We start from the raw sequence: 23,551 nt of genomic DNA, 5'->3' as shown, positions 1-23,551 counted from the left end.
AGTTGCGATATTCACTTTTATTTTGGCCATTTAGGTTTATAATATAAACTTAAATAACGAACAATCGATTGAAAGTAGTGTGATGACCCTATGAATGTAAACTTACCCAGCACGATACGCAAAATGAACAAAAATATTGTTCTTAACATCATCAAAGACCTGGGACCTCTGTCCCGGTCAGAGATCGCCAAGCATTCCGGGATCACGAAAGCGACCATTTCGGATATTGTCAAAGAACTAATTGAGGAAAAGCTGATCTTTGATGAGAAGGACGACGCCGATTTAAGCAAGCGCGGCACCAACCTTCACTTCTCCAAGCATGCCTCTTTCGGACTTGCTGTAGATTTAGGCGGCACGACGATTCATATGGGGCTGTTCAATTTAGCGGGGGAATGCTTTATGAAACATACAGTATCAACCTATGATCTAGAAACGAGCCAAGCTTTCCTGGATCAGATGGTGGTCGATATGAAGGCCTTTATCGAGCAAGCGAATCAGCCTATGGGGCGGCTTTCGTTTATGAGCATTGCTACCCCGGGCATCGTAGATCCTGTAACGGGAATTGTGCTGGAAGGCTCCCCTAACCTCCCAGAATGGAGGAACATTCACTTAGCGCAGTATTTTCAAGACGTGTTCCAAATCCCTGTCACGATCGAGAATGATGTGCGGGCCGCATTGGTTGGCGAGATGTATGCCGGGGTGTTCCAGCATGTAAACTCTGCGGTTCTGATCGGCATTGGCACGGGGCTGGGAGCTGCAGTGCTCATTGACGGAAAAGTCATTCGCGGCGCCAAAAATGCAGCCGGTGAGATTGGTTACATGGTTTTCAATTCCAATCAGTTGTACGCCCCGTCAACGAAGGGCCACTTCGAAATGGCGTGCTCCGGATCAGGTCTGGAAGCGGCCGCGTCGGCGCTATTCCACCAAAAAATGTCGGCCAAGCAAGTGTTCCAACTAGCTGAGCTTGGAGATATTCAAGCCGAGCGCTTGGTTAATCAATTCGAAGATCATCTGGCATTGGGTATCCTAAACATCATTACACTCGTAAATCCGGAGAAAATTTTACTAATGGGCGGCGTTACCCAATCGCTATCGCTGGAGGACCTCCGGAAGAAGGTGAATCTCCATACTTCGGAGACCACTAGCGTAGCAATCGAAATCTCAAGTTTACAGCATCAATCGGCCCTGCAAGGCATCGCGATATTAGGACTGAATCAAGCCTTTCCATCGTTGCAATTCATGAAGGACAAACAACTTTACTAGCCAAGGAGCGTGAAGCAACATGTCAGGTATTCAATTGCACCCGCACGATATTCTCGATGAAGGTATGCCGCAAATCATGTCGCACATCAGAAAGTTGCAGGATATCAAATACATCTTCCCTGAAGTGAATACGATCTTCGAAAGGAATCCTTATCCGGTCGGCAAGCTCCCTCGCAACCCTGTTCATGAGGTCGTCTACGGGACAGGCACAATGCATGCGATCCTTCCTTCATACAAGGAATCCGGTCTGGATCAGCGCCGGGAGCCTGGTTTAAGCGCTGAGCGCGATCCGCTGATGATCATCAAGGAAGCGATGCAAGATGAGGAGATTGAGGTTATCCCCTGGTTGAATATTTTGAACGGCCACTTTGAAGGTCCTCTGCTGGAGAACAATCTTGTCATCGATTTTCAAGGACAAGCTATCGCTCATTGGCTATGTCCCAACGCACCGGATGTGATCGATTTTTGGGAGAAAACATTCGTTCACTTATATGAGCACTACGGTTTTGCTTCCTATATGATTGATCGGATTCGCTACCCGGATTGGGCTGGGCAAGAAGTGAATCCAAAAGGATTGCTGACCTGCTTCTGCTCCCACTGCCAGAAGAAAATGGCTGATCAGAACCTGGATGCCGAGGCTATCAAGCATGCGCTGCAAGCCTGGGTTATCCTGTTAAAAGACAAGCGCTTCGACGAGGCTGTTTCGTATGCGGAGCAAAATCCGACGATGCAAGCCTGGATCGCTTTTCGTCAGGAAAGCGTATCGGGTTTTGTGGAACGGTTGATTGATCGCGTAAGAAAAGTAAATCACGACTTTACAATATGGCTTGATCTATGGCCGCCTGCTTACAGTTGGATGCTGGGACAAGATTATGCCAACTTGACCAAGCTTTCGCCTGCCTTGAAGCACTTCCCCTATCACAAGCTGGGCGGGGGCGCTGACGTGCAGGGGTTGATCCATCACTTGGCGGCGACCGAGCAGGAGCAGGAGGCAGCGTTTCAAGCTTTCAAAAGATTTTTCAACCTGCCTTACGACTTATCTTACGCTACCTTCAAGCAAGAAGGCTTTCCCATTCAATTCGTAGCGGATCAGAATAATATCGTTCGTACTCAATCCGCTCCGGGGACACGCATTTTCAGCGGGATTCAAATGTGGAATTTAACTCCACACAACCTGATCCAGGCCATTCAAGCCGGAGAGAGCAGCGCTGCGGATGATCTCCTGTACTATTGCTATGGCTGGGCAACAGATGACTTATTTGACGCCATACAAACTTACCGAGTGAAAGGAAGCAACTAACATCATGGAAAAACTACAACGCTCGATTATTTATTTCCTCATCTTTGCGACGATGTTCGTGCTTGGCGGAGTTCAAAATACGAAAGGTCTTATTCTGGAAAAGGTGCAGAACGATATTTCGTTGGATGTGAGCCAGGTTGGCATCATGGTATCTACTTTCCAAATTGGTTTCTTGCTGGCTAGTCTGATCGCAGGGATTTTTGCCGACCGTAAAGGGATCAAGATTGTCATGAGCATCGGTACGGTATTGATGATCGGCGGTCTCATCGGAACAAGCGCTGCCTTTACCGTAGCATTTTTCCTGGGATTCTATTTGATTGTCGGACTCGGTATTGGTTCGATGACGGTATCGGTTGCCACTTTGATTCCTACGTTCTTCAAAGAGCGAGCGGGTGTGGTGTTTAATCTGGCGAATGCGCTGTTTGGAGTCGGAATGATCGTAACGCCGCTTTTGTTAAACTTTATCTTCGCTCATAACGTGAGCTGGCGCTTCTTTTATATCGGGACTGCGGTTGTAATCGCGGTCATATTGCTCGCCCTGCTTGCCTTTAAACCGGCAAAGCAAACCGCCTCGCAAGGGCAAGACACGGTGACGATCAGCTCTATATTGAAGCTTTTTCAGGACCGCCAAATTCTATTCGTGATTCTGTTCATTCTCTTCTATGTCGCCGTTGAGGCAGGGTTCCTTAACTTTTTCCCGATCTTCTATACTGCTCTTGATATTGCAGGTATGGATGCTGCGCAAAAAGCGGCTACGGCCGGTTACATTATTGCCAGCTTTGCGTTCTTGTTCACCATCGGCCGTTTTGTAGGCGGATTTATCATCTACAAGCTTGGCGAAAGACGCACCCTCGTCGTATTCTCGCTGTTCGCGCTCGTTTCGTTGATTGTCGGACGCATCTTCATGACTGATTTTAGCTATCTCATGATGCTATTCGGTCTTGCCTTGTCTGTGCTCTTCCCGACGGCGCAAGGGATTGCCTCCAAGCTGACCCGGCAGGCCGGATCTTTGCAGGGCTTAATCTATGTGGCCTCAGGATTAGGCGGTGCTGTCATCGGTATCCTGATCGGGCAAGTATCCCAAGTCTTCGGGATTTCGAACGGATTTAATTTGCTGATTGTGCTTACCTTGGTCATCGTAGTGTTGGCTTTGCTGATTCGCACGCCGAAGGAAAGCGTTGGTTGATCATCCTATGATTTCAAGAGAAGGCTTCCAGGCATGGGGGCCTTCTTCCCTCGTCATTTGAATCGTTCATAAGCAAACGACTATCTACAAATTGAAAAAAGCAGTCTATCCTCATCCAGGGATAGACTGCTTTTGCTTTATTAACTTAACCATCCGCTTTACGTTTACCACAAATGCGGTGAGGGATGCCTAATTTGTTCCACCATCCCACATAAGAATGGCGCCAGGATCTGGAAATGCTATTTTTTGGCACCGCTCAACCAACAAAAAAAGAGCCATCCCCCGACAGGCTCCCCTATAAGCGATACCGATACCTGAATCTCCGGCTTTGCTTATAGCGGGGCCTGTCGTTATGGGGACAGCCCTTTATGTATTAAACTTTATGCTTTCGCAAGCTTAACGATTGCGCCCAGTGCTGTAACGATTTCACGTTCAACCGCGTTCGAGACAACGTCCGTGTGCGGATCATAGTCGGCTGCCAGATCGGAATCGGCATAGCCATCCAGTGCGAGAATCGCTCCCGCTCTTACGCCGCGAAGTGTTGCTACGATGTACAGTGCTGCGATCTCCATCTCTACCGCCAGCGCGCCTGCCGCCTTGAATTGCTTATGCGGCACTTCAACCACGCCGTTGAAGAATACGTCAAGCGTAACGGTAATGCCCTTCTTGACGATCCCTTCACTCTCTTGCGCCGTCTCATACAACGCATCGACGATCGCGCTGTCCGCCACAGCCGGGAAGCCGTCTGGTACGAGTTGCTTCGTCAGGCCTTCGGCACGAACAGCTGCCGTGCTGACAATCAAGCTGCCCGCTGGATGATCGGCAGAATAAGAGCCTGCCGTACCTACACGAATCAGCGTCGTAACGCCACCGCGAATCAGCTCCTCGAAGCATACCGCCGCACCCGGTGAACCTACGCCGTGGCTGACGACAGCCAGCTTGACTCCATTGTATTCGCCCACGAAAGTACGATACTCGCGAGCAAAAGCGAGCTCAACCGTATTCGTCAGCTTAGACGCGATCGCTTCCGCGCGTCTAGGGTCGCCGCATACAATTGCATATGGCGGCAAGTCTTCCGCATTCACTTGCAGAATAGGCAAGTACATCTTAATCAAACTCCTTTTTCAGCCATTCATCTTCCGGCATGCTGTTATCGTCACTGCTGAATCGCTGCTCCTGGAACGGATCAGCGTAGTTATGGAAGCCGTTGCGTTCCCAGAAACCCGGACGGTCTTCCTTCATAAACTCGATGCCGCGAATCCACTTCGCGCTCTTCCAGAAATAGAGATGAGGCACAATCAGGCGCATTGGCCATCCGTGCTTATCAGTCAGCGGCTCTCCGTCATAGCGGTGCGCCAGAATGACATCCTCTTGCAACAAGTCTTCCAGCGGCACATTCGTGTCGTAATCCTGATCCGCATGGATCATCACATGCTTAGCTTCCGCTTTGACCCCAAGCAATGGAAGCAAATCAGCAAAACGAACGCCCTCCCACTCCGTATCCAGCTTCGACCAGCGCGTCACACAGTGAATATCGCGCACAATCTTATGCTGCGGCAGCTCCAGCAACTGCTGGAAGGTAAATACACTCTCTTGATCTACCTCGCCGAATACGCGGAGCGTCCACGAATCCAGATCATATTCCGGCACTTCTCCTTCATGGAGAATCGGGAACCGTTCCGTTACCGTCTGGCCTGGTGGCACACGATGTGCGATTTCTTGCGGTACTTCGAATACTTTGGGAGACACTTTCTTCAGTCGTGCGGCCTTGTTGTGCATGTCAGTTATCACTCCTCCAAAGATGTTCAAAGGTCAGGCGAGTCACTTGCCGCGACTGGCAAGCTCCCCCGAATTGAATAAGTTGAAGCTCAATTGTTCCAACTAGCCATAAGCGGAGGGAACCCATTGTTGTGGAGAAACGAAGTGTTCGCCTTTGCAGCCGGAAGATAACCTTAACTTATATCATCATAATCTTCCGGCTGGAACAGCGATCGGAGCAACAATGGGTTCCCGCAGCGCCTTAGCTAGCAATCTTGTTAACGCGAGCTCTCATTCGCCTTGCGCGCTTCCTGCATATAATTCTTATCCTTGAAGAAGAACATCGCAATAATCGTCACCACATAAGGTACCATCATCGTAAAATGCGTCGGCAGCGCGAAGCCCTGGAGCCTGATGCTGAGCGACTCCATAAAGCCGAACAGCAAGCTCGCTCCGGCTACGCCAAGCGGATTGGACTGGCCAAGCATCGTCGCAACCAGCGCGATAAATCCGCGTCCGGCCGTCATGCCTTCCGTGAACATCGTCACATTGCCCAGCGACAGCTGCGCCCCTGCAAGTCCGCAGAGCGCACCGCTTAGAAGCACTGCGCCGTATTGAATACGAGACACCTTGATACCAAGGCTTCTTGCCGCTGTCGGATTCTCACCCGCCGCGAGCAGCCGGAAGCCGGTCACCGTCTTGAACAGGAAGTACTGCAAGCCGAGAACGATCAGAATCGACAGGTAGACAAGCGCCGAATGGCCCGACAGAATATCGCCGATATACGGAATATCTTTAATGAGCGGAATTTCCCACTTCGGCAGGCCTTTCATGCTTTTGTCGTAAAAAGCGCCCTTCACGTCAAAGATCGCGCGCAGGGAGAAGGTCGTCAGCCCGAGCGCCAGGAAGTTGAGCGATATCCCGACTACGATGACATTCGCCCTTAGATGAATGCTCATATATCCGAATAACAGGGAGTACAGCAATGTGCACATCATTGCGAACAATACTGCAACTATAATATTGCCCGTTAAGTAATTGCCTACAATAGCTGTGAATGCGCCGACCAGCATCATCCCTTCCAGGCCGACATTGAACAGTCCCACTCTGGCACAGATTGCGCCGCCAAGCGCGGCCAGCAGGATTGGGGTTACGGTCCGCAAGGCCGAAGCGAACAACGAAATATCAAAGAGCCCGTCCATTCTTCGCCCCCGCTTTCTTCCGTTTAATAAATGAATACGTTAGCTTGGCGGACACGAACAGAATGAGTACCGCCTGAATAATGCTGGATACCTCAAGCGGAACATCCGTATTCCGCTCCATCCCCATGCCGCCAGTCTGAAGCGCAGCGATCAGGATCGCAGCAAGCGCCGTACCAATCGGATGCGAGCCAGCCAGCAAGGTTGCCATGATGCCTGACCAAGCATAGCCCGGTGAAGTCAAAGCTCCATCAATGAACCGGTACTGCGTGCCCAGCACTTCGACCGAGCCTGCAAGCCCAGCGAGTCCACCGCTGACGAACATGCTTGCGAGCATCAGCTTGCCCCGTTGAACACCGCCGTAGCTGGCGAACAGCGGATTGCCGCCCAGCATCCGAATCTCGTAGCCCTTCACCGTATGCTTCATGAACAAGAACATCAGTATGGTCACAATCACGGCAATCAGGAAGCCCGTATGCAAGGTCATGCCTTGGAACAGCTTGGGCAGCCAAGCCTCCCTGCCGAGCATGACCGTCTGGGACATTGCAGCGGATCCCGTCTTGTCCTTGAACGGATAGGTTACCATATATGCCGCAAAATAAGTCGCAATATAATTAAGCAACAAGGTGGTGATAAGCAAATTCATGCGGAACTTGGCATCCAGCCATCCCGCGAACGCCGACCAGAGGCCGCCCGCGATCACCCCGGCGAATAGGGCCGCGATTATCTTCACGACGCCAGAACCCGGCATGTAGATTGCGGTGAGCGCTGCGCTTAGCGCGCCAAGCACCATCTGGCCTTCCGAGCCCATATTGAAAAATCCGGCACGAAAGGCGAGCGCTACACCAAGGCCGATCAGAATAATCGGGGTCGCCCGAGTAAGCGTGTTCGTCAGAAAGTAGAAGCTGCCAAAGGCGCCCTTCCACATCTCCGCATAGGTCTCTGTTATTGATCCGCCGACAATGACGATTGCAATCGCGCCGACGGCAAGACCTGCGATTACCGCAAGCAGCGGCTGAATGAGCGATCGCAGGGCTGTCGTAACCTTATCCAACGTGTTTACCTCCCGCCATTAGCAAGCTGATTCTCTCTTCTGTTGCCGTCTCTGCCATCAACTCGCCAACGATCTTGCCTTCGTACATAACCAGGATTCGATCGGACAGCTTCAATACTTCAGTCAACTCTGAGGAAACAAGCAGAATGGCGCCCTTCTCGCTGCGCCGCTGAAGCAATTCCTTATGAATGATTTCCATCGCGCCGACATCTACGCCGCGTGTCGGCTCCGCCGCTATGAGAAATGGCGTCCCCTGTGCAAGCTCGCGGGCGACGATCAGCTTCTGCAAGTTGCCGCCAGAGAGGAATTGAGCCTTTGTATTTAGTGATCCCGTTTTGATGCCGAATCGCTCTACCCACTCCGCTACCATCTCCCTGATGGAAGATCCGCGCAATAGACCCAGCTTCTGATGGCGGGCTGTATGGCCCATTAAGCCATTCTCCAACACATCAGCCTCCTTGGACACGCCCCACTGGTATCGGTCCTCCGGAATATGGGCTAGACCGCCTCGCCTGATTTGACCGACAGGAGCACCCGTTATATCTTCTCCAAGCAGCTTAACCGAACCCGTGTCCGGCTTCAGCAGACCTGATATGGCTTGCAGCAGCTCCGACTGTCCATTGCCGGATATGCCTGCAATGCCGACGATCTCTCCTTCATTCACTTGCAGCGAGACATCGCTCAGCAGCGGCTTGGTCCGATCGCCGCGAACCGACACTGAATGGACTTCCAGCACCGGCTTGCCCGACTGTTTCTTCTCACGGGTAAGCGTGACCAAATCCCGACCTACCATAAGCTTCGACAGTTGCTCCTCATCCGTATCTGCGGCCTGAACGGTCCCGGTCACCTTGCCGTCGCGCAGCACCGTAATCCGGTCCGCCACTTCGATAATTTCCTGAAGCTTATGGCTGATAATAATGAAGCTTTTCCCTTGAGCTGCCAGGCTCTTGATCGCTGCCAGCAGCTCCTTCACCTCCAGCGGCGTCAGCACGCCGGTAGGCTCGTCCAATATAATAATTTCCGCCCCTTGATAGAGAACCTTCAGAATCTCGACACGCTGCTGGACGCCCAAAGAACACTCGCCGACTTTCGCCCAAGGATCAACGGGCATACCGTACAGCTTGGCCAGTTCATTCGTTACCGCGGCCGCCGCCTTGCGGTCGAAGCCAATAGGTGTGGAGGGCTCTCTGCCGATCACGATATTTTCGGCAACGGTGAAGGAGGAGAACAACATAAAATGCTGATGCACCATGCCAATGCCGTTCATGATCGCGTCAGTAGGAGAGTGAAAAGAAACCGGCTTCCCGTCCAGCCTGATCCCCCCGCTAGTCGGAGTTTCCATGCCGTACAGAATGCGCATGAGCGTCGTCTTGCCCGCGCCATTCTCGCCTATAATGGCATGAATCTCTCCTTTGCGAAGATCAAAGCTTACATCGCTGTTCGCTGTGACGTTGCCGTATGTCTTCGTAATATTGTCCATTTGCAGCAGCATATCGTCGCTCCTTTCAACAAGCAAACCGGCTGCGGGTAGCAGCCGGTATCATGGAATATTCAACAAAGGGTATTATTGAGCCAATGGATTAACTACTTCAATTTTACCCGATTTGATGTCTTCCGCAATAGCTTTTACTTTATCTACCGTTTCTTGGCCAATGAACGGGCTCAGCGGAGATTTGCTGTCTTTTGTAACAAAGGTAAGACCGACGCCATCTTCCTTCACGCCATAGTCTGCGGAGCCGAATTCGAATGTTCCTGTTGCAAAAGCTTTTACCGTCTCGTAAGCTACAGCGTCTGTCCCTTTCAATTGGGACAGAACGATATGCTCAGGGTCCAGTTCTGTACGGTCAACGTCCTGGCCGGAGGAATAGAAGCCAAGTTCCTTCGCTGCTTCGAATACGCCAAGGTCGCCTACAGCAGCCATACCAGCGATGAAGTCTGCGCCTTTGGAATGCTGCAGAATGGCCAGCTCTTTGCCCTTCGCGGAATCATCGAATCCGCCAACGTAGTTCACCAGGAATTTCGCGTCCGGATTCGTGTAAGCCAGACCTTGCTTGAAGCCTTCAGTGTACTTGCTCAGAAGCGGAGCGTCGATCGCTACAACTGCGCCAACCGTGTTCGTTTTTGTGGAAAGACCAGCCGTTGCGCCCAGCAGGAACGCTGCTTCATGTTCGCGGAATACAACGCTGCGTACGTTCGGCAGATCAACCACCGTATCGATAATGGCGAACGACTTGTCCGGATTTTCTGGAGCTACTTTATTGAGAGCATCTTCCGCTTGGAAAGTTGCCGTAATGATCAGATCGTAGTTTTCAGCGACCGTTGTACGCAGGTTTTGCTCGAAGCCTGCAGGGTCTGTCGATTCAATGGTCTTTACTTCAACGCCGAACTCTTCGCCTGCGCGCTTGAAGCCTTCATCCATCAGTGCGAAGAATGGGTTCACGCCGATTTGCTCCGGCAGTACCAGCGCAATACGCTGCTTTTTGCCTTTATCCGCATCTCCGCCGTTTGCCGGAGTGTTGCCTTCACTGCCTTTATTATTGTTTGTAGAACCGCATGCCGCGAGGACGCCAATCGCAAGAACCAGTGTCAGCAGCAATACCAGATGTTTCTTCATGCCGATCTCCCCTTTTTTGTCCGTGAAATGTGCTAATTCCTATTTATCCTAGTAGTTTTATAGGAATTTGTCAATCCTATTTATTCGACATTTTTCTACTTTATTCTACATTAATAACTCGCAGAAGCAATGTCGCACGGACAAACGTTCAAAAAGTTGTAACATTGATTCCGTTTTCATTCTTCTCTTTCCATATTGCCCTTCATTGTCGAGAACAGGTCAAGCGCTTTCTCCATATCTTCTGTGCTCATGCCGCGGAACAGCTTGATCATGACTTTCTCTCTTACTTTGAGCATCGACTGGACCATCGCCTCGCCGTTTTTGGTCAGCATCAGCATCACTGCCCGGCGGTCTTCCTCGCTGCGCTCCCTCGATACATAGCCAAGCTCGATGAGCCTGTCAGCAATGCCTGTTACGCCGCCGCTCGTAATTTGGAGTCCTTCCGCAAGCGCGGAAGCTTTCTGAGGTCCGGATTCCGACAATATAATCAGCATTCTGCCGTGGGTCATGCCAAGAGCATGCTCGTTCTCCCTGTTCCACTCCGCCTGAATCAGCTTCCTAACCTCGCGGAACGATTCGTCTAGCGACTTCATTAACTCCATTCTTTCTTCCATGGAAGTCATATGGGCCGTGTCACTCCCCTCTGGACTTTAGTCCCGATTTCTTGAACACAGTATAGACTTGACTCGGTGTAACGTCAATGTCCGGAAGCAGAATGAAGCCAGCCGGATCTCTATCCGGCTGGCTTCATCTAATGGCCGGGCAGTCAGCCCGTTATCGGGTATGGCACAACCACCAGACGCGTCCCCTCCGGAAAGTCCGCCTCTACCTGGACCTCCCGAAGCATCTCGGCAATGCCGCACATCACTTGATCCTTACGCAGCGTGCTTCGCGCCAGGTCGGCAACCTGCGCCACGCTCATGCCTTCGCGGGCACCCTCCATCATCCGGGAAGTGATCAGCGCCACACTTTCCAGGTAATTCAGCTTAACACCGCGCTTTAATCGATGTTTGGCCAGATCGGCTGCTATCGCGTTAAGCAGCAGCTCCTTTTCCCGTTCGGTCAAAGCCACATCCACTCTCCCCTTCCGGAATGTATTCGCTCTTCAATCAGCCAATCATGCCGCAAAAGAAAACGTATTCTTATATGTTATATAATATAACATAAATTATTCCGTTTGAAGAGGGAATCCACAACTTCACGAAGGAAAAATAACATTTTCATCACACGATCCGATCCAATACTATCAAAAACCTAACGCTGTTCTCAGTCCTGACTTCCCTTTCACTTCAAAACCGTATTCGTACAGCTTTATCGTCTCCAAAAATCTGGAATCTATATTGTCTGCTCCCATAATGACAGAGATCAACCGCGTATCATCCTGCTTCACAGTTCCCGTAAAACAATAACCCGCATCCGGCGTATAACCTGTCTTAAGGCCGTCATTGCCGGGATAAGCGAATGGCTTGTCGGCCAGCATCAGATTCGTAGACGCCAGCGTCTGTCTCTGAGTCGATACGTTGACGCTGCCTCGGCTCGTAACCGCAAGCACCTCAGGATACTTCCCGATCAGATGTCCCGCAATGACTGCCGTATCCTTCGCTGTCAGCAGCGTATCGCGTGCACTGGCTGAGCCGTTGTACGGCGCAATATCCGATTTGCTTAATCCAGACGCATTGCCAAATACTGCCCCATGAGATAGCCCGATGCTTGCAGCTTTCTTATTCATCAAGGTCACGAAAGCTTCCTCGGAGCCTGCCAAATGCTCAGCCAACGCTACGGCCGCATCATTGGCCGAATGGATGGTCATCGCGTCGAACAGTTCTCTTACGGTCACCTCTTGACCTTCGATCAGCCCCATTCTGGCGCCAGGCACTGCGGCCGCGTAGCTGCTTGCCCTCGCTATATCGCTCCAGCGGGCTTCGCCTCTTGCTACAGCGTCCAGCACTAATATTTCTGTCATCATCTTCGACATGCTTGCCGGAGGCAGCGGCTCGTTCGCATTTTTCTCAAAAATAACCTCTCCTGTCGTCGCATCGATCAGGATCGCAGATGCTGAGGCCAGTTGCAGCACATCCTTTTTTATAAAGCCGTCTTTCAGCCATCCCGCACCTATATATACAATCGCGACTACTGCCGCGACCATCGTCAACCGCATGCCGTATCTAGGTTTTGTCTTTACGATCATCTTCAACAAAAAAATCCCCTTTCGCTCAGTTGTCTATACTGTTCAGTATAGGCAGCCAAGCTTAAGGAGATTGTAACTGTTTCATAAATAAACCTTAAGACCTTCTTAGTTTTATCTATAACCGGGCACTTCAGGAACCCACTATGGCTCCGATCGCGGCTGTAGCCGCTTCACTTCCCATCCTCATCTTACTGCAAGGGCAGAATGACGCGGAAGACCGTACGCTCCGTGTTGCTGTCCGCATCAATGGTGCCGCCGTGCTTCTCCACGATGCTCTTGCATATCGCAAGCCCAAGGCCGGAACCGCCGGACCATCTGGTTCTCGACTTGTCGGCCCGGTAGAAGCGGTCGAAAATATGGGGCAGGTCAATCGCAGAGATCGGCTCGCCATAGTTCACAATCGCGACGGAAACCTTGCCTTCAATTAAAGTAATCCACACATCAATCCGCTTGCCCTCGCGTCCATATGACATGGCATTCGAGATCAGATTCTCGAATACGCGCGCCAGCTTGCCGGCATCCGCCTTGACCGTAATTTGCTTCTCTTCGCTATGCAGCTGACTAACCATTCCCGCTTCCTCCAGCGGCATATGGTACTGCACCAGCAATTGCCCCAGCATCTCAACCAGATTAATCGGCTCCAGCTTGAGCGCAATCGTATCATGCCTCATCCTCGTATATTCGAACAGATCATCAATCAGCTCGTGAAGATGCTGCGACTTCTTATACGCGATCGCAATATAATGGCGCAGCTCCACTTCGTCCCGGTACCGGTCCTGTTCGATAAGGCCCAGATAACCCACTACCGAAGTGAGCGGCGTGCGCAGATCATGCGATACGTTCGTAATCAATTCGTTTTTCGCTTGCTCCGCGCGGCGCTCTTCCTCGAGCGCATGCTGAAGACGATCAGACAGCCTGTTAACATTGCGGGCAAGCACGCCGAACACGCTTCTTTGACGGACGGCAATCTGATGGTTCATCTCCAGCTGGCCGTCTGCAATCTGGCGTACGGTCTCGTTGATTTTGCCGAAGGCGCTGAATTGCACCCACTGCAGGATAAAGAAGCAGGCGCCGAATAGCAGCACCCATATGAACCAGAGCCCCAGCGCATAGGGTAAACCGTTAACAAAAAATATACCCAGGTCCCGCAGGAACCAAAACGATCGGAAGTTGCTGGACAGGAAGAGCGCCACAACATACAATAGCGCGACCCCCACCAAAGACAGGATGGCAGCAAAGAAAATATTCAGAAACGACCGGAACACAAGCCGGAAGACGACGTTATCCTTCAATTTTGTAGCCAACCCCCCACACGGTGACAATCAGCTTCTCGCCCAGCTCCTTCTCCAGCTTGTCCCGAAGCTTGCTGATGTGCACCATGACCGTATTGTTTGATTCAAAATACTTCTCCTTCCACACCTGCTGGAAGATATCCTCGGCGCTGAACACCCGCCCCGGCTGGCTGGCCAGCAGATGCAGAATACCGAACTCTGTCGACGTGAGGTGAAGCGGCCTGCCGTCTACGTTGGCGGAATGGCTTAGCTTGTCAATACGCAGTGCGCCTAGCCGCAGCTCCTTGCTCTCGCTCTCGCGGCTCCCGGCGGCGGAATCAGCAGGCTTGCTGTACTGATAAGACCGCCGCAGCAGCGAGCGTACGCGGGCGATCAGCTCCAGCGGATTAAACGGCTTCGTAATATAGTCGTCCGCTCCCGTCATCAGGCCCATGATTTTATCCATATCGCCAGTCTTCGCGCTAACCATCAGAATCGGCACATGATGATCCTTGCGAATTCGGCGGCATACTTCCAGCCCGTCCAGCTTCGGCATCATAATATCGAGAATGACAAGATCGGCAGCTTCCCGCTCGAACGCTTCTATCGCCTGCTCGCCGTCGAATGCGACCTCTGTCTGGAATCCTTCGTTTCTCAAATAAATTTCGATCAGTTCGGCGATTTCACGCTCATCGTCCACGATCAATACGCGACGCTCCACACCATTCATCCTCCTTGTTTTTGTTGATTCTACTATACATGAACCAAAGTCGAAACGTAATCGGGAAAGCCGTATTTTCACAAAGCTTAAGTCATTCTTAAGGATTAATTAATGAAGCGGCCGGATATTGGCAGTGGTTCCCTTTATATAGCCAACGGTTGTCCGTTATGATAAAATTATGAGTATTCATTATTTTAGGTCATAAGCGCCGGGGCGCATGCAGCGCTCTGGCTATTTTTAAGGAGGTTCTACATTAATGGCGGCCAAAAGAATGCGTTCTGACATGATCAAAAAAGGCTTCGACCGCGCGCCACACCGCAGCTTGCTGCGTGCTGCGGGCGTGAAAGATGAAGACTTCGGCAAACCGTTTATCGCGGTATGCAACTCTTATATCGACATCGTACCAGGCCACGTTCACTTGCAAGAATTCGGCAAACTGGTCAAAGAAGCAATCCGTGAGGCGGGCGGCGTACCGTTCGAGTTCAATACAATCGGCGTAGACGACGGCATTGCCATGGGCCATATCGGCATGCGTTATTCCCTTGCCAGCCGCGAGATTATTGCGGACTCCGTAGAGACAGTTGTGAACGCGCACTGGTTCGACGGCATGATCTGTATTCCGAACTGTGACAAAATTACGCCGGGCATGATTCTGGGCGCACTTCGCGTTAACATTCCGACAATGCTAGTCAGCGGCGGACCGATGAAAGCCGGCAAAACATCCGACGGACGTCCGATCTCCCTCTCCAGCGTATTCGAGGGCGTAGGCGCGCACCAAGCAGGCAAGATCAGCGACGACCAGCTGCTTGAGCTTGAGCAATACGGCTGTCCGACTTGCGGCTCCTGCTCCGGCATGTTCACAGCCAACTCCATGAACTGCCTTGCGGAAGCGCTTGGCCTTGCTCTTCCGGGCAACGGCACGATTCTGGCGGTTGCGCCTGAGCGCAAAGAGTTTGTTAAAGAAGCTGCTCGCCAGCTGATGAAGCTGATCGATCTTAACCTGAAGCCGCGCGATATCGTAACCAAAGAAGCGATCGACAATGCTTTCGCTGTCGATATGGCGATGGGCGGTTCCACGAACACCGTGCTTCATACACTTGCCATCGCTCATGAAGCAGGTATTGAATACCCAATCGAACGCATTAACGAAGTTGCTGAGCGTGTGCCGCATCTGGCTAAGATCGCTCCGGCATCCGATTATCATATCGAAGACGTTCACAATGCGGGCGGCGTAAGCGCCGTATTGAACGAGCTCTTTAAGAAGGAAGGCGCGCTCCACGGCGATACCATGACCGTGACGGGCAAGACGCTGCGCGAGAATGCTGAAGGTTGCGAAGTGAAGGATAACGATGTGATCCGTTCCATCGACAACCCGCATACCGAGCGCGGAGGTCTAGCTGTCCTGTTCGGCAACCTTGCACCGAATGGCGCCATCATCAAGACAGGCGCAGTCGACAAGTCGGTTGGCGGCTACCACAAAGGTCCTGCGATCTGCTTCGATTCGCAGGATGATGCGCTCGCTGGCATCGCTGGCGGCAAGATCAAAGAAGGTCATGTCGTTATTATCCGTTACGAAGGACCAAAAGGCGGCCCAGGCATGCCTGAGATGCTTGCTCCAACATCCCAAATCGTCGGCATGGGTCTTGGCGCCAAAGTCGCTCTCATCACGGATGGACGCTTCTCAGGCGCATCCCGCGGTATTAGTATCGGCCATGCTTCCCCGGAAGCGGCTGAAGGCGGACCGATCGCATTCGTTCGCGATGGCGATATCGTTGAGATCGACATGAACAACCGCACGATGAACCTGTTGATCAGCGATGAGGAGTTCGAAGAGCGCCGCGCCGCATGGCCGGGCTTCGAGCTGAAGATCAAACGCGGCTACCTTGCGCGTTATGCTCATCTCGTTACATCCGCCAGCACTGGCGGCGTTATGAAGATGTAGTTAGGATGTCCCAAGCAGAAAGAACAAAGAAAGGGCCCAATGAGGGCCCTTTCTTTTGTTATAGTTATTTATCCAATATCATTCTTAAAAGGCCCGGCTTATTGGTAATTATTCCCGCTACGCCCAAACTTATAAGTTTTCTCAAATCTGCTTCTCCATCCACCGTCCATGGATAGACGGCTTTGCCGGCAGCATTAGCGGTCTCCATATAGGATTCAGTGACGAACGGGTAATGCGGATGCAATGAAAATACTTCAACGCCCGATTCCTCTTCGAATTTTTTGCAGTCCGCAACCTCTTGATGATATAGCAAACCAATGCGAATTTCAGGCAATTGTTTTTTAAGCTCCGCCAAGCTGCCATAATGAAACGATGATACGACCGTACTTCCGATACGATCCGTTTTTCTTAATACATCCATTAGGCTGCTTACCAAACCTGGCGTTCCCGCGGCTTTTATTTCCACATTAAACTGGACATGGGCAGGCACTTTCGTCAATACTTCTTCAAGCAGAGGAACATATTCCCCAGCATATTGAACGCTAAACCACTTGCCGCAATCAAAACCTTTAATATCCTCGTAATTAAGATTAGCGATGTCGCCTACACCGTTAGTCGTGCGATCTAACGTGTGGTCATGAATAACGACGACCTGCTTATCCTTCGTAAGATGAACGTCCAGCTCGATCATATCGCATTCCTGCATTACACCTAGCATAAATGCTGCTAATGAATTTTCAGGAGCCTCCGCAGAAGCACCGCGATGTGCGATTACAAGTGGCTTTGCTGCTTTCATTTTGTTTCCTCCATTATAAATAAAAATAACGGCGCATAGCTACGGCGTAAAGGGAATCCCGCCCGCCGCATTAATTCTCACCTTATAGCTAGCTGTTTTTCCTTGATAAGAAGCGGTAATCGTGACTGCACCCGGACGATGAGCGGTTACCACACCATATTCGGATACAGATGCTGTCTGCGGCTTGCTGCTTGTATACATAGCGCCATCGCTTATCGTTTGCCTTGTTCCATCCTCATAGATGGCGGTAAGGACTAAACTTAAGGTAGAATTGGCCTGCATTCGCGGATCCAATCCGCTAAGCTCCAAGCGATTCAGCTTCTTGTCGGGCTCATCTTTCTTAACAACGATCAGCTCATAGGATGAAATCAAACCTGCATACTCTGCCGTGATGAGTACGGTTCCTTCCGACTTCGCTGTGACTACACCGCTAGCGCTGATCTCCGCTATAGTTGGATTACTGCTTGTATAGGCAACATTGGTCTCCACGTTTTCACGGGTTCCATCGCTGTACACAGCGGCAGTCATCGTCTGGTCATTCTCTCCAACGACCAGTGTAAGCAGCCCTTCGAGCTCAAGCTCAATCAGGCTAACTGGCTCTTCTTCGTTGCCCTCTGATACGGATTGTAAAACAGGACGTTTGGCTATATTATCCCATCTCCAAATCTCGTTAAAGTCCCACCCTAACCGTTCTGTATAGGTGGACGAAGTCTCTATTTCAGTTCCAGATAGGCCTAAGCCTTTAAGGGTTGTTAATGCTCCTTCAGCAACACCTTCCTTATTCACAATCATACCGTCAAATGCATAATTATTTTCGAGCGTGGCGGTATGCCCCGCAAGAACCCGTCCCATCACACGGTTCGCCATAGTTGGCGCCGTAACCGAAGGGCCCAATGCAATGACATTTCTGACGACTGTATCATTATAGCCGTAGCCAGTCACTCCGCCCGCATTGCTCGTGATCGCCCGAACGGTTCCAGACGCATACACGTTTTCTGTTAAGCTGCCTGCGTTCGTAATTCCGATTAGTCCGCCGGCCTGACTTACCTGGGCGGTGATATCCGCAGTAGAATAGCTGTTCCTTACGATACCATTGGAATAGCCAACTAAACCTCCGACTGTGCTAGAGCCTGCAATGGAGCCTGTTGAAAGACTATTCTCTAGCTCGCCATTGTTCGTGTTGACGAGTATGCCTATTCTGCTCCCGCCAGTGACGCTGGCATCTATCATCGCTATATTTTTAAGCAGTCCGCCATTGAGATGGAATAAGCCACCGCTCGAAGCATTAAAGTGATAGATTTTCTTCCCGTCTCCATCGAAAACACCAGTAAACGAAACAACTTTAAATAGCGACTCCGCCGTTTGTCCAGCGTAATCCAAATCCTGATCTAACATATATTTTTCTGCCGGGAAGTCTTCCATCACGTTCAGATCAGCAATGGATTTGATTTTGTAATAACCCGCTTCATTTCTTTCCAATGGCACGGCAGGCTCTCCTGCCTCTTCAGGATTACTGCTCAATACCGGACGCTTTAATGTATCATTCCACATCCACACCGACTCAAAATCCCAATTTAGTTTATCGGTATACGTATTGGGATCTTCAACCTGCTGTTGGGATAGCCCTAAACCTTTTCTGTTATTAGCAGCGCTAATACTTTCGCCTTCTTTATCCACAATCATGCCATCGAACGCATAATTATTCTCAAGCGTTGCGGTATGCCCGGCAAGAACGCGACCCACCACACGGTTCGCCATAGTTGGCGTCACGACTGAAGGATTAAGTGCAATAACATTTTTAACAACCGTATCATTATAGCCGTAGCCTGTTACCCCGCCTGCATTGCTTCTAAGCGCCTGGACGTCTCCCGATGCATACACGTTTTCCGTTAAACTGCCCGAGTTCGTAATGCCGATCAAACCGCCGGCCTGGTTCAGCTGAGCCGTTACATTTGCCGTAGAATAGCTGTTTCTCACGATGCCATTGGAATAGCCCACAAGACCGCCCACCGTGCTGGAGCCTTCGATTGAGCCCGTTACATAACTATTCTCTACCTTTCCGTTGTTCGTATTAACGAGTATGCCTATATTACTCCCGCCTGTGACACTCGAATCTACCATAGCTAAGTTTTTAATCGTTCCGCCATTCAGATGGAATAAGCCGCCATTTCCTGAGTTGAAATGGGTCAAAGATTTATGATTCCCATCAAATACGCCAAGGAAAGGCGTCCCCTTGAATAATGGCTCAAAAAGCTTCCCTTCAAAATCAAGATCGTTTTCCACTATATAATTTTCATTCGGAAATTCTGAAATGGTGTTCAATTCATTAATCGAACGAATCATGTAGTACCCGTCTTCGTTTTGATCAAGCTTCGGCTTTGGATTATGATCTTCGTTAATGGGTTCCAAATTGCTTTGCAGCAATGGACGTTTTGCATCTTCATTCCAGATCCAGATTGAATCAAAGTCCCAACCGAGAGTTTCTGTGAAAAATGATGACTTCGTGAATGCTTCTGTACCAACACCCTGTCCCTTTTCATTGTTCGGATCATTCACTGTCACATTCTCACTGCTGACAAACATATTTTCATCCGCGTAATTATTTACTAAAGTGGCTGTATCGCCAGCTAATACTCTGCCGACAATTCGATTAGATGCAGTACCTGTAACAACAGACGGATTTAATGCCATACTATTTTGAATGACGGTATTGTTGTATCCATATCCGCTGATGCCGCCCGCATTTGATTCGTCTGCTATAACGGCTCCCATTGCATAGACCTGATCTGTTACGCTGCCCCGATTTGTAATCCCAATAATGCCGCCGGCTTGCTTGCCTCGTGCATGGACTCGAGCCGTTGAATAACTGTTCTTAACGGTACCGTTCAAGTAGCCCACAAGACCGCCAACCGTAGAGTTGCCTTTAATGGACCCGGTACTGTAGACGTATTCCATGATTCCATCATTCTGATCAACCAGAATCCCCACATTACTCCGGCGGACATCAATATCAGCATGGATGATACCCACATTTCGAATGATCCCTTCATTAATGGCAAAGAGGCCCGCTCCGCCTGAGGAGACAATAACGCCTGTAATCGTATGCCCTTGCCCATCAAACGTCCCCGTAAATGGAGTTCCATTGGCGCCAATGGCTTCGAAAAACACGCCTTTCCCATCAATATTCCGTTCTAAAACATAGTGTTTGTCCGGGAACTCATGCATTTTATAAAGTCCCTCTACACTTTTAATTTGATACGGGTTGTCTTCCGATCCATCGCCCAGCATTCCCTCTTTCACTATTAAAGGGTCCGTTAACGGCTCTCTGTCGATTGGGTTATTAACTAATCTTACAATGATCATATGTTCATCCCCAAACGCAAGCGGGCTGTCAAGCAAGATGATCTGCTCACGTCCGAGATGTTCCAGCGTCACTTCTTGAATAACCGTTTCTATCAGCTGTTCACCCGTATGATCACGCTTTTCAGCGATAACCGTAACCCGTTCAAGCGAATTGGGGTAATTTAAAACCCCCACGCCCTTCAAGACGTTATTTTCTACAATCGCGCTTGTTAAGTTCATATAGCTTTCAGGTTGTTGAACCGTAAATGTATCTATTTCAACACCGTCGCTGTTGTAAGCTTTTAAAATGAGAGAATGTTCGTTCGATTCTAAAATAACACCCGTCTGCTTATGTTCATCATAAACGATATGATCCCAGTCAAAGGTTTTGTTATCATAGAACGTTGGACCTGATGAACCAACTGTCACAAAAGTTGTTCCAAGGTTTATCGCTGCTTCCGATAGATCCTTTACACCGTTTCGTATGGTTGTCCGTTTATACACATGATCATGACCGCCAATATACAAACTGACGCCAAGCCTTTCAAATGCCTGAGACAATTTCACTCTCATGATGTTCATCCCGGTCTCATCGCCAGATTGACCGCCATAATAAGGATAATGTCCCATTACGATTTTCCACTTTTTATCCGTTGCCCGCATATCCTTTTCCAGCCATGACAGCTGCTTCTCGAAATCCAGCACAGAATTCAGAACAGCAATGTGCATATCGCCGTAATCAAACGAATAATTCGTTTCTCGATAGCTGCCCTCACCGTTCTTCGGCAGGTTGAAGAACCCGGAGAATGCCCCGAATTTCCGTTCCGTCACACGTTCACGGTCCCCGGCAACATGAGCAGAAATTAAACCCAAATCGTTGTTGTAAATGTTGTTAAACACATCATCCCATGCATACATATTGCCGCCAAGCCAGGCCAAGTCTCCGACTTGAATCATAGTTTGTCCGTTAGCATTTTTCTCCTGCAGAACGTCCAGCATATCTTTAAAGAGCCGGAAGCTTTCCGGATTTCGATCCGGAACTTCAAGATCCCCCATCACATACATAACGGCATCCCCTGAAGCTGATGCGGTCCTAAAACTATAACTATCGCTCCAAGGTCCCGTCGGTGAAATGCCATACCGATAGTCATACTTAGTTCCTAAGTCGAGATCGGATAAATTCGCTTCATGAGCTGCAAGCACACGATAGTTACTCTTGGCAAATGTATCGCCATACGCGACTTGAAAATAAGAGGCTCCCGCTTGTACGGCTTCAGCATTGTCCCACGACGCCTCTGACTCAGGTTTATACTGAATATAGGCTGCTTCTAATGCCTTATCGGTTACTACATTTATTCCTACCTCACGTTCATTTGCGCCTACATTAACAATGGGTTGAAATTCATTTAAAATGTTGTCTGCATCCAGATTGTGTTGATCAACAAGCAGCCGGATAAGTTCAACGCGCGTATTTCCTTGATTGTCGGTAGCGACATATTTAATGAAATATTCGCCATACATCTCTACCTTGAATTGCTGATCCAGAGCGGCTGCTTCTCCCTTATCATTTAAAATGATTACTTCCACCGGTATAGATTGACCGCCATTATCCGTCGCCGAAGCGTCCAGCACTTCTACTAGATCCCCAAGCTCAACGGTATCCGGATATTGTCCATGGACCGTAATTTCAGGCGCATGCACCGTGCCTCTCGTTACATCACCAATCCATATTGGAGCGCTAACAGCTTCTTCACCATCTCCTTGGAAAGCTCTAACGATAAAATAATCCCCGTCTGCGCTTGCAAAGGCTTCTTCGATTTCAAATGAATGGCTGGCAATATTGCTGTACTCCTTGACTACTTCACCGCTGTTTTTGTACACAACGACTTTATCCAACTGATCGCTGGCATCAGGGTCAATGATCCGTACATACAGATCAATTTCATGGGTATCAGCTGGAAGGATCGCCCCCATCATCTGACCGTTTGCCGAAACCGCCATTTCTAAATTTCGATCAAATGATACATAGGTGCGGTGATTGCGCATCGCCTCATATAGACCTTCTCTTGATAGATTATCCCCCCATATCCCGGTTACATGAGGTTGAACCATTCCCCAATTTCCTTTGTGCTCGTCTCCGCCAAATACAGGAGACACATGCCAGCCTCGATCTAATGCCTTGGTATAGATGGCAAAATCATTGGAGGATTTGTATTCGATCATATTCAGATTTCTGTCCACATCTCGGTTATAGTGTTTAAATTCATTGAAACTCCAATTTCCTGACGAACGCGGATGGTTGAATTGAGCAATCGCATCAGGATCTTGAGCAAGTCTTGCGTAAAAGGTGGGCAAATCGTATTTGATGTCGCTCCAGCCCCACGTGCCATCCGCACCTAATCCATGTGTTCTTGGGAACCATGCTGTATTAAATAAGTTGATATGACCCGCTTCATCGTACCAGGTCACTTCCGTACCCGGCAGCGTAATAAATTCATCATCACGATTGTGAGCATCGGATTGCTCATGCAGCAATTTGTATTCTTCTGAATAAGAGTCTTGCACATTCGTAATAAAATCACTGCCCGTACTGATGTCATAAGTCACGTCGTGTTCCGTCACAGCATAAAAATCAAAATCTGTATTAGCTTTCACAAAACGGTAAGCATCATCAGGCAACAATATCCCATCACTGAGAGAGGTATGGGTATGCATGTGACCCTTGAACAATGAATATCCTAAGTACGCCTCTCTATCTTTTTTAGAGACACCATCAGCTTTCTCTGAAGACGCGAATACCATAATGCCGTAACATAGACTAGCAACTCCAGCAATTAAGCAGACCATTACGATTAAAGGCAGGTTTCTACTATTGGATTTCATTAAGATCCTCTCCTTTGTCGTCTTAACATGTATT

General features: G+C 49.8%; 17 protein-coding genes. 4 read left to right on the top strand and 13 right to left on the bottom strand.

Annotated elements, in window-relative coordinates:
* Positions 1-90: 90 nt before the first annotated feature.
* The 3 genes from AC0YNW_RS01255 to AC0YNW_RS01245 are packed head-to-tail and all read left to right on the top strand — an operon-like array spanning position 91 to position 3,749.
* Complete coding sequence (locus tag AC0YNW_RS01255; RefSeq protein ID WP_475830441.1) at positions 91-1,263, top strand: ROK family transcriptional regulator; 1,173 nt, start codon at positions 91-93, stop codon at positions 1,261-1,263.
* 19 nt (positions 1,264-1,282) lie between these two features.
* Complete coding sequence (locus AC0YNW_RS01250) at positions 1,283-2,563, top strand: hypothetical protein (RefSeq protein WP_475830440.1); 1,281 nt, start codon at positions 1,283-1,285, stop codon at positions 2,561-2,563.
* Positions 2,564-2,567: 4 nt separating this feature from the next.
* Entirely contained in the window at positions 2,568-3,749 is a 1,182-nt protein-coding gene (locus tag AC0YNW_RS01245; protein WP_475830439.1) for an MFS transporter, read from the top strand.
* A gap of 380 nt (positions 3,750-4,129) precedes the next feature.
* Here the strand turns inward: AC0YNW_RS01245 and AC0YNW_RS01240 are convergent, their stop codons facing one another.
* The 11 genes from AC0YNW_RS01240 to AC0YNW_RS01190 all read right to left on the bottom strand — a co-directional run bounded on the left by AC0YNW_RS01240 (position 4,130) and on the right by AC0YNW_RS01190 (position 14,563).
* Positions 4,130-4,855: a nucleoside phosphorylase gene (locus tag AC0YNW_RS01240; protein ID WP_475830438.1), complete on the bottom strand. Its 726-nt coding sequence runs from the start codon at positions 4,853-4,855 to the stop codon at positions 4,130-4,132.
* Between the two features lies 1 nt (position 4,856).
* Positions 4,857-5,528 (bottom strand): sulfite oxidase-like oxidoreductase, encoded by a 672-nt coding sequence (locus AC0YNW_RS01235; protein ID WP_475830437.1) that lies wholly within the window; start codon positions 5,526-5,528, stop codon positions 4,857-4,859.
* Between the two features lie 257 nt (positions 5,529-5,785).
* Positions 5,786-6,709 (bottom strand): ABC transporter permease, encoded by a 924-nt coding sequence (locus tag AC0YNW_RS01230; protein ID WP_475830436.1) that lies wholly within the window; start codon positions 6,707-6,709, stop codon positions 5,786-5,788.
* Positions 6,693-7,760 carry an ABC transporter permease gene (locus tag AC0YNW_RS01225; RefSeq protein WP_387472564.1) on the bottom strand — a complete coding sequence of 356 codons (1,068 nt, stop codon included), beginning with the start codon at positions 7,758-7,760 and terminating at the stop codon, positions 6,693-6,695. Before AC0YNW_RS01225 ends, AC0YNW_RS01230 begins: the two co-directional genes overlap by 17 nt.
* A complete protein-coding gene (locus AC0YNW_RS01220; protein WP_475830435.1) occupies positions 7,753-9,252 on the bottom strand; it encodes an ABC transporter ATP-binding protein in 1,500 nt (499 codons plus the stop codon). The genes AC0YNW_RS01225 and AC0YNW_RS01220 overlap by 8 nt, the downstream gene beginning before the upstream one ends.
* A 72-nt stretch (positions 9,253-9,324) precedes the next feature.
* Positions 9,325-10,374 (bottom strand): BMP family lipoprotein, encoded by a 1,050-nt coding sequence (locus AC0YNW_RS01215; protein ID WP_387472568.1) that lies wholly within the window; start codon positions 10,372-10,374, stop codon positions 9,325-9,327.
* Between the two features lie 176 nt (positions 10,375-10,550).
* A complete protein-coding gene (locus AC0YNW_RS01210; RefSeq protein WP_387472570.1) occupies positions 10,551-10,997 on the bottom strand; it encodes a MarR family winged helix-turn-helix transcriptional regulator in 447 nt (148 codons plus the stop codon).
* Positions 10,998-11,140: 143 nt separating this feature from the next.
* The gene (gene ureA, locus AC0YNW_RS01205) at positions 11,141-11,446 is read right to left on the bottom strand and encodes an urease subunit gamma (protein WP_475830434.1); all 306 of its coding nucleotides are present in this window, start codon (positions 11,444-11,446) and stop codon (positions 11,141-11,143) included.
* A 174-nt stretch (positions 11,447-11,620) separates the two neighbouring features.
* The gene (locus AC0YNW_RS01200; RefSeq protein ID WP_475831244.1) at positions 11,621-12,562 is read right to left on the bottom strand and encodes a D-alanyl-D-alanine carboxypeptidase family protein; all 942 of its coding nucleotides are present in this window, start codon (positions 12,560-12,562) and stop codon (positions 11,621-11,623) included.
* Between the two features lie 188 nt (positions 12,563-12,750).
* Complete coding sequence (locus tag AC0YNW_RS01195) at positions 12,751-13,866, bottom strand: sensor histidine kinase (RefSeq protein ID WP_387472574.1); 1,116 nt, start codon at positions 13,864-13,866, stop codon at positions 12,751-12,753.
* On the bottom strand, positions 13,844-14,563 hold the full coding sequence (locus AC0YNW_RS01190; RefSeq protein WP_475830433.1) for a response regulator transcription factor: 720 nt from the start codon (positions 14,561-14,563) through the stop codon (positions 13,844-13,846). The genes AC0YNW_RS01195 and AC0YNW_RS01190 overlap by 23 nt, the downstream gene beginning before the upstream one ends.
* A gap of 247 nt (positions 14,564-14,810) precedes the next feature.
* Here AC0YNW_RS01190 and ilvD point away from each other — a divergent pair, with 247 nt between their 5' ends.
* Entirely contained in the window at positions 14,811-16,496 is a 1,686-nt protein-coding gene (gene ilvD / locus AC0YNW_RS01185) for a dihydroxy-acid dehydratase (RefSeq protein WP_387472578.1), read from the top strand.
* A 64-nt stretch (positions 16,497-16,560) separates the two neighbouring features.
* Here the strand turns inward: ilvD and AC0YNW_RS01180 are convergent, their stop codons facing one another.
* Positions 16,561-17,292: a glycerophosphodiester phosphodiesterase gene (locus AC0YNW_RS01180; RefSeq protein WP_475830432.1), complete on the bottom strand. Its 732-nt coding sequence runs from the start codon at positions 17,290-17,292 to the stop codon at positions 16,561-16,563.
* A 39-nt stretch (positions 17,293-17,331) separates the two neighbouring features.
* Positions 17,332-23,517: a CehA/McbA family metallohydrolase gene (locus AC0YNW_RS01175; RefSeq protein WP_475830431.1), complete on the bottom strand. Its 6,186-nt coding sequence runs from the start codon at positions 23,515-23,517 to the stop codon at positions 17,332-17,334.
* Positions 23,518-23,551: the final 34 nt, after the last annotated feature.

Source organism: Paenibacillus sp. J31R120 (genome assembly GCF_056269225.1).
The sequence above is the reverse complement of the archived record's forward strand: the minus strand, read 5'-3'. Positions and strand labels throughout refer to the sequence as shown.

Excerpts from the sequence above, each read along its gene's own strand:
- AC0YNW_RS01255 (WP_475830441.1), top strand. The coding sequence starts at position 91 with ATGAATGTAAACTTACCCAGCACGATACGCAAAATGAACAAAAATATT.
- AC0YNW_RS01250 (WP_475830440.1), top strand. The coding sequence starts at position 1,283 with ATGTCAGGTATTCAATTGCACCCGCACGATATTCTCGATGAAGGTATG.
- AC0YNW_RS01245 (WP_475830439.1), top strand. The coding sequence starts at position 2,568 with ATGGAAAAACTACAACGCTCGATTATTTATTTCCTCATCTTTGCGACG.
- AC0YNW_RS01240 (WP_475830438.1), bottom strand. The coding sequence starts at position 4,855 with ATGTACTTGCCTATTCTGCAAGTGAATGCGGAAGACTTGCCGCCATAT.
- AC0YNW_RS01235 (WP_475830437.1), bottom strand. The coding sequence starts at position 5,528 with ATGCACAACAAGGCCGCACGACTGAAGAAAGTGTCTCCCAAAGTATTC.
- AC0YNW_RS01230 (WP_475830436.1), bottom strand. The coding sequence starts at position 6,709 with ATGGACGGGCTCTTTGATATTTCGTTGTTCGCTTCGGCCTTGCGGACC.
- AC0YNW_RS01220 (WP_475830435.1), bottom strand. The coding sequence starts at position 9,252 with ATGCTGCTGCAAATGGACAATATTACGAAGACATACGGCAACGTCACA.
- AC0YNW_RS01215 (WP_387472568.1), bottom strand. The coding sequence starts at position 10,374 with ATGAAGAAACATCTGGTATTGCTGCTGACACTGGTTCTTGCGATTGGC.
- AC0YNW_RS01210 (WP_387472570.1), bottom strand. The coding sequence starts at position 10,997 with ATGACTTCCATGGAAGAAAGAATGGAGTTAATGAAGTCGCTAGACGAA.
- AC0YNW_RS01200 (WP_475831244.1), bottom strand. The coding sequence starts at position 12,562 with ATGATCGTAAAGACAAAACCTAGATACGGCATGCGGTTGACGATGGTC.
- AC0YNW_RS01190 (WP_475830433.1), bottom strand. The coding sequence starts at position 14,563 with ATGAATGGTGTGGAGCGTCGCGTATTGATCGTGGACGATGAGCGTGAA.
- ilvD (WP_387472578.1), top strand. The coding sequence starts at position 14,811 with ATGGCGGCCAAAAGAATGCGTTCTGACATGATCAAAAAAGGCTTCGAC.
- AC0YNW_RS01180 (WP_475830432.1), bottom strand. The coding sequence starts at position 17,292 with ATGAAAGCAGCAAAGCCACTTGTAATCGCACATCGCGGTGCTTCTGCG.
- AC0YNW_RS01175 (WP_475830431.1), bottom strand. The coding sequence starts at position 23,517 with ATGAAATCCAATAGTAGAAACCTGCCTTTAATCGTAATGGTCTGCTTA.